Here is an 11,564-nt window from a genome sequence, read left to right as displayed (position 1 = left end):
AGCTTTGGATTGGATTCTCGTACCTTAAAGGAGAAAGAGTCATTAGTTTAATAGGTTCTAAAAAGGCCCATTCCATCCCAAAGCAATCAGCATAGAATGTGGAGTAGCAAGGCTTAGCTTCGGCTAGTTCAAAGGAGGCAGATTCATTTTGAAGATTGTTCAAGTATCAACAAATTCACTTCCCGTACCGCCTATCGATTACGGCGGTACGCAGCGAGATGTTTATTATCTTACGGAAGAATTAGTTAATCGGGGGCATGAAGTGATTCTCTTTGCAAAAAAAGGATCGAACACCCGTGCGACGAAAACGTTTGAATATCCATCAGATAGTAAAGAAGAACAACTAGAATTTATCATTAAAAACACTCCTTCTGATGTAGATATCATTCATGACCACTACGGCATCGTAGCCAAGTCTAACCCTCCTATTCCCACCATCCGTAATTCACATTCTAAAAGCGCGGCAGGAAGCCAAATCCCTGTGTTTGTCAGCAAAAAAATAAGAGACATCAACAAAAAAGGCTATTATGTTCATAATGGAATCCGTCTAAGTGACTACCCTTATAAAAAGCAGAAAAAAGGTTACTTACTCTTTATTGGCAGAATGATGAGTGGAAAAGGTGTTCATCTTGCCGTTGAGGTCGCGCAGAAAACAGGCAAAGAGCTGATTATCGCAGGGACCTTTAATAACAACCCAAATTATGTAGCGTACTTTAATGAACAAATTAAACCTCATTTAAATGACAAGATCCGGTTTATTGGTCCTGTTGGCGGCGCTCAGAAAATGAAACTGTTATCTGAAGCAAGCTGTGTCCTATTTACTTCCACTTGGAATGAACCTTTCGGTTTAGTTCTCATTGAAGCATTAGCTTGCGGCACACCCGTGCTTGCATTCAAAGCAGGAGCCATTCCTGAAGTCCTTCATGGCTTGCCACAGCTACTCTGTAATAATGTGAATGAGATGTCGCGCAAAGTGAAAAGTGGTAAATCTTATCCCTCCCCAAAAACGTGCCGCTTGTACGTTAAGAAATATTATTCAGATAAAGTAATGACAGATAACTTTTTAAAGCTTTATAAAAAGGTAATCAAAAAGAAAAAATATAAAGTAACGAAAAATTCTACATGGAGTAAAAAAAAAGCGATTATAGATAAGGAGTTGAACAGATAATATGGCTTCCATCATCGCTTGCACCATGAGACCCGAGTTCATGGACAACATTTTTTCGAATTATGAACGGCAGGAGTGGCAGAATAAAGAACTAATCATTATCCTGAATAATGACAGTATGAGTCTTAAAGCATGGAAGAAAAAAGCAAAAGAATATGATAATGTGAGAGTCTACAAGCTCCCCGAGCGTTACACTTTAGGAAAATGTCTGAATTGGGCCATTGAAAGAGCAAAGGGAACTTTTATCGCAAAATTCGATGATGATGATTACTATGGACCCCATTATTTAAAAGAATCTCTTCTCGCCTTGAGGGCAAAAAAAGCACCGATCGTCGGTAAACATTCCACTTATGTATACTTCGAGGAAAAGAAAGCGCTCATGGAGTACCGTCAAGGAAAAGAACACATGCTCGGAAGAAGGCTGAAAGGCGGAACATTATTCTTTCGAAAAAGCGTATGGAAAAAAATCAAGTTTCCGGAGGATACCATCGGAGGATCTGACGCGAAATGGTTGAAAAAGTGTTACAACGCTGGGTATAAGATCTATTATGTGTCTAGTAAAAATTACGTTTGTGTTCGCAGAAAAAACATACAATCTCACACGCAAAAAAGAGCCACCAAACAATATATGAAATCTTGCGAACTCGTCGCCTACACAGATGATTTCACAAACTTTGCAACTGCTAATATTCCTGATGATTATGAGGAGTATGCTAACCCTTTTTCTCATAAATCATCCTAACTTCTCATCTATTAGAGAATTTAGCAAACCATCCTAATGGTAGGTAGAGGGCTGTCTGAGAACTCCGTATGGAGATCATCTCACAGCCCTTTTCGCCATGATATTCAGAAAAGGAAATCCGATTTTATTTGTATTTTCGTATATTCTCGTATTCAATATATTTTTTCAACCAATCAATATCCTGACTTTTATATCGTTTGAGCAGCGTATATTTTCGCCTCAATACTCCTTTGTCCAATTTTTGCTTCGAACGTTTGAAAATATATAGTTTATCGGGTGCAATCTCTTTCACAATCTCATGCAGAGCTTTATGCTGCGAGTGTCCGTACTCTCCTCCCTTACTATGGGTAACGATCATGTTAATCTCGGGACTCGCTTTAAGCACGTTCTCTATATCTTTCTTTAACGACTTACGGTTAAAATCTCCTCCCCATTTATCCTTGTAATCCCACATTTCATATTTAGCTCCAATGTCTTTCATCACTTTTCTAAACTCTTTGGAACGAACTTTATTTCCGCCATTTGTTACACAAATGACCTTCCATCCCTTTTCAGCTAAAAGAAAAGCTCCTCCAAAGATAATCTCGTCATCCGGATGAGCGACAATCATAAGTTTGTTTATCATAAAGCAATCCCCCAGCTTCTTTAGACCATCTTGTGATATACAGCGAGTAACTTATCCGTGATACCTGATATATGAAACTTATTCTTAACAAACTCTCGTCCTGCGTCTCCCCATACGGCAGATGTTTTCTTTGAACGGAGTGCAGCACCGATTAATCGCTCAATTCTTTTCGTATCCGCCGTTTGTTTAGCTCTGTGATCCCCAAAATAATACTTCCAGGCCACATTAAAATTTTCTGGTTTCACAATACCAAAGACCCCTTTACTGCCAATCGCAATCACTGGGCGTTTACAGGACATGGCTTCAAGGGCAACTCTTCCTGTACCAATTACCACATCGCTGATGGAGAATAGTGAGACCGTGTCTAGTCTCTCTCCTAATATATGAATTCGCTGAGCGTGTTTTTTTGCAGCCAGTTTTTGTACACTATTCAGATCGGGACCACCGCCGACGATTACCACCTGTACATCCGCTTCTTTATCCATAAAACGCTGAGCCGCTCGAATGAAATCTTTGCAGACATCTCCTTTTTCGTCTTCTAAGCGACTGACATACAAGAGCACTCTCGATTTTCTAGGTATGCCAAGCTGTTTGAGAAGTTCTCTATTTTTGCTATATATAAATTGTTCTGTATTGATACCGTTTGGGATCACAATGGAGGAGATGTTTTTTTCTTCAAGCCATTTTTTCACGGGAAAACTGACACTGATTACGGCCTTACGTTCGTCGCATTTCTTCATGACTCTATTAATCAGGGAGCGTGGATAGTAGGTTCCGTGGATGGTGAATATAAATGGGATTTTCAGTTTCTTGCTGAGTTGGCTGCCGAGTGTTCCCGTCGTTTCGTGGTGAGCATTGATCATGTTAATCTTATGTTTTACAATCCATCTCTCAAACTTTTCCTGATTACGAATATTCGTAAAAGTAGGACAACCAATCGCTTTAAACTTTGACAGTAGATTACCTGGTTTACCTGCTACATAGACAGCAATCTTACGTCTCAACAATTCTTCTACGACAGCGGATACATATGTCTCTGTTCCACCTACCTCGAACTTATCTATAATCATGAGTAAACGTATTGCTTCCATAATTCTCCCTCCACTGTCTCAAAATCTATTTTATATACTATGGAAGGAAGTGAGTTTCCGTTACGGAAATACGTCTATATTCACTAGAATAGTTGATAGACATGATGTTTATTATTTTTCATATGTATGTATCATGATTAACTGCTTGCTGACCCTTACTAATAGAATTCAAGTATGAAACAAAAAACAAAAAACAAAAAAGCCGCCAAATTTGGCGACTTCTACAGTATACATCCTCTGATTATTTAACTTTTGATTTTATATGGCTTAGTGAGTAGGCCGGTTTAGATTCTCATATTCCGTGGTTGCCTGCAAAAATGCTCCCAGTCCCTTTTGATCATTCGTAATGATCGGTTCACTGATATAGTAGGCATAAGTTCCATCTCGGCGGGAATTGCCACCAAGTCCTGCAACCTGGCAATTTTTATTCAGGTTAACCCAGCCTTCTTTTGTCTCCAGAATAAATTCAGCAATAAGACCAGCATAGGCCTGATCTAATACATTCAACCATTCCGAAGAAAGCAAATTCAGACGAAGCCCTTTAGCAATCGCGTATACAATCATACTGGAAGCGGAAGCTTCCAAATAGTTACCTTTGCGTGACCCTTCATTTACTACTTGATACCATACACCCGAATCCGGATCCTGCACCTCACGAAGAGCGTCTAAAGTATCATTCAAGATACGAGTAAGCTCCCCTCGATCTTGATGATTTGCTGGCAAAAGTTCCAGGACATCAACTAAAGCCATCACATACCAACCAAGTGACCTTCCCCAAAAATTCGGTGATAATCCCGTTACCCGATCTGCCCACGGCTGTTCCCGTTTCTCGTCCCAAGCATGGAATAAGAGTCCCGTCTGTTCGTCTTTGGTATGCCGTTCACAAAGAATAAATTGCCGGGTCACATCTCCAATATCACCATCCTGTTCAAAATTCAGCAAGTACTCTAAGTAAAAAGGCGATCCCATATAAAGCCCATCCAGCCAGATCTGATGAGGGTATACTTGTTTATGCCAAAAAGCGCCTTCCGAAGTGCGCGGATGGCTGCGAAGTTGATCGCGAAGGAGAGCAGCAGCCTTTTTATATTTTTCTTCACCTGTCTCATTGTATAGTACAAACAGAAGCTTACCATTGTTTATATGATCAATATTATATTCTTCCTGACGGTATCCTCGAATCGTACCATCATCCTGTATGAAATGATCCATATTGTCCCGAATGTACTGAAAATATTGAGCTTCACCGGTAATCTGCCACAGTTTCGCGAATCCTTTCAATATTACACCGTAATCATATGACCATTTTCCATTATAGCCTTCACCCTCATACAGCTTAGGTGTTCGTTCCATGATGGAAGCAGCCACCTTTGTTGCCCACTCACACTCTGATTGAATCAGGATCATTATTTTCCTACCTCCTTCGTCTAGTCTTTCATAATAGGCAATTCATATAGATCATATTATAGCGTTCACAATTGGTAATTGATATAGAGTTTTCCGTCTTAATCCCATTTGAGTGCACATGATTAATGAGGATAAACATTATCGAACTCTACACCGCAAGGTCCCCCATCCGGATTTATCTCAAGATCAATGGCAGAACCGTCTGCACGATACAGAGGACGATAATGATTACTGATATGAGTGGCGGATGCACCCACATAGTGGCAGATAAAAGCGCGGCGGAATTGATCTTTTGTTTTGTTCCGGTACGAACCGTGAATAAGATTCCCATTAAAAAATAATACATCTCCACGATCCATAATTGCAGGTATGGCTGATGTATCCTTTGGCGGTTTCACATAGTGCGTCGTAAAAGATTCTTTGGAATCCGCCTCTTCCGGACATACGATATCATGTTCGCTAGTTTGAGGTACTACAAGCAGTCCGCCATTCTCAAGTGTAGCAGGATCAATGGCAGTCCAAGCCGCTATACAGTTGCCAGGCTCTACCTGTAAATAAAAATTATCTTGATGCAGTGCCTGACCTCGGGAGCCGGGTGGCTTATAATAGAACATACTTTGTGCAGCTAGCGCTTCTTCACCATAGAGATCTTCAAGTACTTCAAGTACCGGTTTATGCAGCATGTAGGATTTAGCCGTTTCATTGAAACGGTGCGGATGCATGACCCTTGGGTACCGTTTCAGTGGATCGCCTGAAGCAGTCTCCAAATCAGGTTCGAAATAACCTGGAATAAATGAATTACTGATATCATCAAATGTATCATCAATCCGGCATAGATCCTCTTCACTAAACAGCCCTTTTACGATGATATACCCTTCCTTTTGAAACAGATTCCACTGATCGGGGGATAGCGTTTTCAACTCTTTGTTCACGGCTACTCATCTCCTTATTAAACATACCTTATCGGTTGACAACAGCTTACAGGAATCCATAATAGATAAGAAGTAGGATTCTTGCTGTAAACTGCATGGATTCTGCTACCGATCTCGAATTAGGAGGACAATGCATGGCTCCTCAATATCGAACTGTGAATTATACAGCTACGCGTTATGGAGATATTCTGAGCGGACATTTTAATGAAGACGACACATATAGTCACAGCCGCCCCAAGGGAATGGGAGACTGGCTCATGGTATACACACTCGAAGGGGAAGGATATTTCCATACACCAGAGGGGTGTAAACATATACATGCAGGAGAACTTGGACTACTACGTGCCGACACTCCTCATGAATATGGTACAGTGGAAGGCTGTCGTTGGAACTTTATCTGGGTTCATTTTCATAAACTCATGGAAATAAGTTATTTGCCTCAGGAAGAGTTTCTTATCGTACCTATCCCGGATGGATATACCCAGCAACGAGTTACCGATGGATTGGAACATATCCTCTATCATGCTAGAGAGCGATCGGATTATTGGTATGCTTTATGTGAAAATACAATTCGGGAGATTATCCTGCTACTCGCACAGCAATTACATAGAAAGCACGACCCGCGAATCATCCTTACTTTGCAAAACCTGTCTCACTCTATGAATAACGAGATACGAATTCAAGATTTAGCAGATGCCGCCGGCTTATCTTCTTCAAGACTGTCTCATCTTTTTAAAGAAGAAATGGGTGAAAGTATGATTGAACATGTGAATCGAATGAGAATCAAGCAGGCTGCTATCTATATGGAACATATGGGGAGAACGGCAACCGAAGCAGCACATGATGTAGGATTTAATAACTATAATCATTTTGCCAATCTGTTTCGTAGAATGATAGGGGTAAGCCCAGCAAAGTTTAGAAAAGATAAAGGATGAGTATTCGGAAAATGCCAAGGTGAGAGCAAAGCGTTTAGCAACTTGTTAAAGGATGTTGGTTTATTAAAATGAAAGTGTGGTTTGTATATGAATACGGTTAGCCAAGAAATCCAGGATTTGTCCATTAAATCCTTGGAGTCAACGATGAATAAACTTACGAATGCTTATAAAACCATGACAGAAAAAGGTTCAAGCACAACTCTTGTCAAAAAAAGACTGAACGCAGTGAAGATTGGTTTAGAAAGCTTAAAAGGGACTTGGAATGAGGAGGATTTTAACTATAACGAAGAAATCATATTGACTTCTAAAGAAGTCCTGCAAGGTATCCTTCCCTCTATTGAAAAACAAATAACAAAAGCAAAAGAAGGCAGTTCTCAAAAAACATTAAATGAGCGTCGCTTAACTGCACTACTCCTTGCAATCGAATCTTTGGAGAACCGTCTTATGTAAGACGGTTCTTACTTATTTTTGCGTAAAAAACATTAGATTTAAAAAAGACAAAAACACCAGCATTATACCGGTGTTATCTTTTGTTTTCTCTAGTTCCGCTCGTTAGTCCACCTTTGCTCCATGAGAAAGTGTAAACAATACCGCCTGATCCGTGTCCATTCGCACGCCTGCAATGCTCAGCGTTTTGAAATCCACGCCTTGCATCGCAGATCCTCTTAGGTCAGCCCCCTGCATATTCGCTTTAGCTAATACTGCCATTGTTAAATCACTATTTCTTAAATCGGCTTTTTCCAGATTGGCACCTGACAAGTCAGCTTCATAAAACTTAACTCCTCGCAAATCCTGTTTATTAAGCCGGGAATGTCTTAGATTTGTATATGACCAATCCCCTTCGACGATCGTGATGCCATCAATATCTGCACCTGAAAAATCGGAGCCCGTCATTTTACATTGTTCAAATTTCGAAACATAAAGATTAGCTCCTTTAAAGTTGCAATTCTCAAATGCACTTTCTTTATGAATGGAACCGTTCAGAGATGCTCCACGAAAATCACACTCCATAAACCGGCAGTTGCTGGACGTGATCTCTTCCAATGAACCGTTCATGAACGAACAACGATAAAATGTACAGCTGATGAGTTCTCCATACCTTAAATCTTGAGTGCTGAAGTTAACTTCTTCGTAATGCTGATTACTATGTTGAAACATGTAATGCCTCCTATGAATGGGTAGTAGTTATAGTATAACAAACGGCTGTCAAGCACCTGTATCACTAGGAGTAAATGTCAAGAATTTTATTTTTTATCACATTATAAAAAGAGAACAGAAGTTGACTCCTTCTACTCCCCCTCCTTACGAATTAGCTCTTGTATCCATTTCATCTCACCTCTCACCTGAGCGATGGATAGTTGTAACACTTCATACCTGTACATATCACGAACATGTTTCTTTTGCCATTTCGTAAGATCTGCTTCGAGTAATTCCAGATCTTTTTTTCTCATATTCAAGATTCGAAGCTGGTTTTCTTTCGAAATTCGCTGAAAAAGAGATACCCTGATCAAAAACTCAATTTGATGCTTCGACTCTTTATCCGAAAAAGCATTTATTAAATCGGTAATCTTTCTTCGACCAGAATCCGTAATTTCATATACATATTGATTGGGTCTCCCATTTTGTTCATTAATCTTCTTCGTAACAAAACCTTGCTCTGTAAAACGCCGCAACGTCGGATATAGCATATTGTGATTAACATCCGTTAAATATCCTAAATCATTCTGTATTTCTTTTTTAATTTCGTATCCATATTTCGGAGATTCTTCAATCTGCATTAATATAAGTAGTTCGATATACATGAACGCTTCCCTTTCATTAATTACTGTTGTATCTGAATTATGCCTTGTTATCGAAACAACCGCTAGTCTTAATTCAATCAGAATTCGACATATTTTTAATAGGTACTAGACTTTAAGCCATGGGTCGTTGGGATGTATCACCAATTTACTCTCCTGTGTTAAAATAACATATGTTAATTTAACACAACTTGCCAGTAAGGAACATCAATTCAAAAATCAGAGGAGGATACGACATGAAAAATGAAATCATCTCCTTAGAGGAAATCACTCAATTTCAATCACCTACCCACGAATTTAATCCTTACGAATGGTATAAGAACAAACTAGAAAATGAACCGGTAAGCTTTAATGAAGCAACGAATACGTGGAATGTATATCGGTACAAAGATGTAAAAAAAGTGCTTAGTGATTATGAACATTTCTCCAGTGTAAGAACACGTACTACCATCAGCGTTGGTGCTGATAATGATGAGGGAAAACATATGGGCAAAGTGAATCTTATGTCCGATCCTCCTGAACACAGAAAAAGCCGTTCGTTACTTTCAGCTGCTTTCACACCGCGCAGTTTAAAATTATGGGAGCCTCGAATTCATGAAATTGTGAATGGGCTTCTCAGCGATATAGAAGAGAAACAAGTCATTGATGTTGTTAAAGATTTTGCCAGCGCCCTTCCTACAATTGTGATTGCCGATCTGTTAGGTGTCCCTTCTAAAGACCGTGAGTTATTCCAGAACTGGGTATACGATTTATTCCTCCCCATTCCAAAAGAGAATGCAGAAAAGGTAAATGAATTAAAACGCGAAGCCGCCAAGGAATACTATAATTATCTCTTCCCTTATATTGTACAGAAACGATCAAATCTAGCGGACGACATCATATCGGATCTGATCCAGGCTGAAGTAGACGGGGAACGTCTAACGGATGACGAGATTGTAAGAATGACGATGTTTATTCTCGGTGCTGGCATCGAAACAACGAGCCATTTACTCGCGAACACGTTTTACTCGTTCCTCTATGACAATGATCAAATATACGAAGAAGTCCGAGCAAACCGCGAACTGCTGCCTAACACGGTAGAAGAAATGCTCCGTTTCCGGTTTAACATTGCAAAAATGGACCGGACTGTCAAAAAAGATAACGACTTGTTAGGCGTTCCCTTAAAGAAAGGTGATGTCGTCGTTGCTTGGATGAGCGCAGCGAACATGGATGAAGAAGTATTCAGCAACCCGTTTACTTTAGACATTCACCGTTCCAACAACAAACAGCATTTAACTTTCGGCAATGGGCCTCATTTTTGCTTGGGTGCTCCTCTGGCACGGATGGAAGCGAATATAGGGATCGGGTTATTCATGGATAAATTTTCACGAATTGAACCCGTATCAGACTTTAAGCTTGAACAAAATTTAACGCCTGCAGCAACAGGGCAAACCTTAATCTCCCTGCCTGTTCGTGTGTATAAATAAATCTCTCTGATGAGTAACTCTCTCTATGTATAAGGTAGCCAATTTTTGAAGTTAACAGATCATTACTAAAAAACATCAAAAGCAACCTTAGTTCGTCACTCAACTGGACTAAGGTTGCTCTTTTTTCATGATAACTTTCGTTATGAATAGATGTATGTAAAACCTATCTTTAACTTAAATGATCTCTTTCCTTTTACCTAAATAAATATATAAGATAATTCCTGTAACCATACACAAAGCTGCACATAAACCGATAAATCCATACCCGGCCTGGAGTCCACGATATAGCCCCAACTGAGTATCTGCTCCGAAAATACCTTTTGTTATTTCCGTTACTAACCCGATCAGATAATTACCAATTACACTACCGACTCCCATAAGCGTTACCGTAAAAGTGATCGCCGTGTCACTCCCATTAGGATATCTCCTAGCAATAAAAGCCATCACTGTAGGATAAATCATAGCAATACCTATTCCAGCGGCGGCAAAGAAAAAGGCTAGTTCTTTTCCACCAAAAATAGCAATAAACGTACAAACCGCAGAGATGCCTGAAAAAATAGTTAAGGATATAGTAAAACCGATTTTGTCTGTTAACGGTCCAAGCAATAATCTTGCAAGTGAAAAACATAAGAAGAATGCAGAGAGCATTCCCGATGCGGAAACGGTATCCCAACCGTAAGCTTTTTCTAAAAAGTTAACGAGCCAACCTCCTACAGCCAATTCAGATACAACACCAAAGGATAGGATAAGCACCATGAGCCATAAAACAGGATCTTTAATTAGAGTTTTAAGAGGAACTCGGTCTTCTCTTGAAATATCATCGCCAGGAAAAGAACTAAACAGCGCGAAAACAATGGGAATCAAGGATAATAGCAACATTACTAGATACATTCCACGCCAGTCCAGTGTGTGGCCGTTAATTGTAACCTGCATGAGACCTGTTGCAATAAGTGGCGCTACCGTCGAACTAAGACCATAAAAGCCGTGGGTTAAGTTCATCATCGTTCCCGTGTTCTTAACAAAAATGCGAGCCCCTAGAATTGCTAATCCGATCTCTAGCATCCCGTTACCGATATACATTAAAAAATAAGAGGCAGAAAACATGACATACTGCTGTGAGAAGAATATTAATATACCTGAGAAAGCCATGGATGCAAAAGATAAAACCGTTACCAGTTTAATTCCCCATATTCTTGTCAGGTAAGCTGTAAAAGAACAAGCAAGCAAATAACCTAATGCATTAAGCGATAATAAGGTGCCAAGCTGAGATTCATTTAACATATAATCGAACTGAATTCGTGGAATCGCAGGTCCTTTTATGTTTTCTGAAAAACCAAAAATGATAAAACCGATAAATATGGTAGCAAGCTGCATAGCATAAATTTTGTTGAATTTCCCTGCA

The 11,564-nt window shown here is 39.7% G+C and carries 12 protein-coding genes; 5 read left to right on the top strand and 7 right to left on the bottom strand.

Annotated features, from left to right (window positions below):
• Positions 1–148 precede the first annotated feature (148 nt).
• Together H9647_RS10805 and H9647_RS10800 are read left to right on the top strand one after the other, a co-directional pair.
• Complete coding sequence (locus H9647_RS10805) at positions 149–1,168, top strand: glycosyltransferase (protein WP_191799775.1); 1,020 nt, start codon at positions 149–151, stop codon at positions 1,166–1,168.
• Between the two features lies 1 nt (position 1,169).
• Positions 1,170–1,910 carry a glycosyltransferase gene (locus H9647_RS10800; RefSeq protein WP_191799774.1) on the top strand — a complete coding sequence of 247 codons (741 nt, stop codon included), beginning with the start codon at positions 1,170–1,172 and terminating at the stop codon, positions 1,908–1,910.
• 124 nt (positions 1,911–2,034) lie between these two features.
• Here H9647_RS10800 and H9647_RS10795 read toward each other — a convergent pair whose 3' ends face one another.
• The 4 genes from H9647_RS10795 to H9647_RS10780 form a co-directional block, all read right to left on the bottom strand.
• Positions 2,035–2,535, bottom strand: coding sequence for a PIG-L family deacetylase (locus H9647_RS10795; protein ID WP_191799773.1), 501 nt, complete (start codon positions 2,533–2,535; stop codon positions 2,035–2,037).
• A 20-nt stretch (positions 2,536–2,555) separates the two neighbouring features.
• Positions 2,556–3,626 carry a glycosyltransferase gene (locus H9647_RS10790; protein WP_191799772.1) on the bottom strand — a complete coding sequence of 357 codons (1,071 nt, stop codon included), beginning with the start codon at positions 3,624–3,626 and terminating at the stop codon, positions 2,556–2,558.
• A 267-nt stretch (positions 3,627–3,893) separates the two neighbouring features.
• Positions 3,894–5,030: a glycoside hydrolase family 88/105 protein gene (locus H9647_RS10785; protein ID WP_191799771.1), complete on the bottom strand. Its 1,137-nt coding sequence runs from the start codon at positions 5,028–5,030 to the stop codon at positions 3,894–3,896.
• 122 nt (positions 5,031–5,152) lie between these two features.
• On the bottom strand, positions 5,153–5,962 hold the full coding sequence (locus H9647_RS10780) for a phytanoyl-CoA dioxygenase family protein (protein WP_191799770.1): 810 nt from the start codon (positions 5,960–5,962) through the stop codon (positions 5,153–5,155).
• Positions 5,963–6,096: 134 nt separating this feature from the next.
• Between H9647_RS10780 and H9647_RS10775 the strand changes: the two genes are divergently transcribed.
• A complete protein-coding gene (locus H9647_RS10775) occupies positions 6,097–6,897 on the top strand; it encodes a helix-turn-helix domain-containing protein (protein ID WP_191799769.1) in 801 nt (266 codons plus the stop codon).
• Positions 6,898–6,984: 87 nt separating this feature from the next.
• The gene (locus H9647_RS10770; RefSeq protein ID WP_191799768.1) at positions 6,985–7,347 is read left to right on the top strand and encodes a hypothetical protein; all 363 of its coding nucleotides are present in this window, start codon (positions 6,985–6,987) and stop codon (positions 7,345–7,347) included.
• A gap of 102 nt (positions 7,348–7,449) precedes the next feature.
• On the opposite strand, the gene H9647_RS10765 is transcribed toward H9647_RS10770, so the two are convergent.
• Positions 7,450–8,055 (bottom strand): pentapeptide repeat-containing protein, encoded by a 606-nt coding sequence (locus H9647_RS10765; protein WP_191799767.1) that lies wholly within the window; start codon positions 8,053–8,055, stop codon positions 7,450–7,452.
• Positions 8,056–8,186: 131 nt separating this feature from the next.
• Positions 8,187–8,699 carry a PadR family transcriptional regulator gene (locus tag H9647_RS10760; RefSeq protein ID WP_191799766.1) on the bottom strand — a complete coding sequence of 171 codons (513 nt, stop codon included), beginning with the start codon at positions 8,697–8,699 and terminating at the stop codon, positions 8,187–8,189.
• Between the two features lie 233 nt (positions 8,700–8,932).
• On the opposite strand from H9647_RS10760, the gene H9647_RS10755 reads away from it, so the two are divergent.
• A complete protein-coding gene (locus H9647_RS10755) occupies positions 8,933–10,162 on the top strand; it encodes a cytochrome P450 (RefSeq protein ID WP_191799765.1) in 1,230 nt (409 codons plus the stop codon).
• Between the two features lie 174 nt (positions 10,163–10,336).
• On the opposite strand, the gene H9647_RS10750 is transcribed toward H9647_RS10755, so the two are convergent.
• Complete coding sequence (locus tag H9647_RS10750) at positions 10,337–11,536, bottom strand: MFS transporter (protein WP_191799842.1); 1,200 nt, start codon at positions 11,534–11,536, stop codon at positions 10,337–10,339.
• Positions 11,537–11,564 lie beyond the last annotated feature (28 nt).

Origin of the sequence: Paenibacillus gallinarum (assembly GCF_014836635.1) — a bacterium.
Taxonomy (GTDB): domain Bacteria; phylum Bacillota; class Bacilli; order Paenibacillales; family Paenibacillaceae; genus Paenibacillus; species Paenibacillus gallinarum.
The sequence above is the reverse complement of the archived record's forward strand: the minus strand, read 5'-3'. Positions and strand labels throughout refer to the sequence as shown.

Bases quoted from the DNA above. Each gene is read 5' to 3' on its own strand.
- H9647_RS10800 (WP_191799774.1), top strand. From the start codon at position 1,170: ATGGCTTCCATCATCGCTTGCACCATGAGACCCGAGTTCATGGACAAC.
- H9647_RS10755 (WP_191799765.1), top strand. From the start codon at position 8,933: ATGAAAAATGAAATCATCTCCTTAGAGGAAATCACTCAATTTCAATCA.
- H9647_RS10765 (WP_191799767.1), bottom strand. From the start codon at position 8,055: ATGTTTCAACATAGTAATCAGCATTACGAAGAAGTTAACTTCAGCACT.
- H9647_RS10795 (WP_191799773.1), bottom strand. From the start codon at position 2,535: ATGATAAACAAACTTATGATTGTCGCTCATCCGGATGACGAGATTATC.
- H9647_RS10750 (WP_191799842.1), bottom strand. From the start codon at position 11,536: ATGCAGCTTGCTACCATATTTATCGGTTTTATCATTTTTGGTTTTTCA.
- H9647_RS10760 (WP_191799766.1), bottom strand. From the start codon at position 8,699: ATGTATATCGAACTACTTATATTAATGCAGATTGAAGAATCTCCGAAA.
- H9647_RS10785 (WP_191799771.1), bottom strand. From the start codon at position 5,030: ATGATCCTGATTCAATCAGAGTGTGAGTGGGCAACAAAGGTGGCTGCT.
- H9647_RS10790 (WP_191799772.1), bottom strand. From the start codon at position 3,626: ATGGAAGCAATACGTTTACTCATGATTATAGATAAGTTCGAGGTAGGT.
- H9647_RS10770 (WP_191799768.1), top strand. From the start codon at position 6,985: ATGAATACGGTTAGCCAAGAAATCCAGGATTTGTCCATTAAATCCTTG.
- H9647_RS10775 (WP_191799769.1), top strand. From the start codon at position 6,097: ATGGCTCCTCAATATCGAACTGTGAATTATACAGCTACGCGTTATGGA.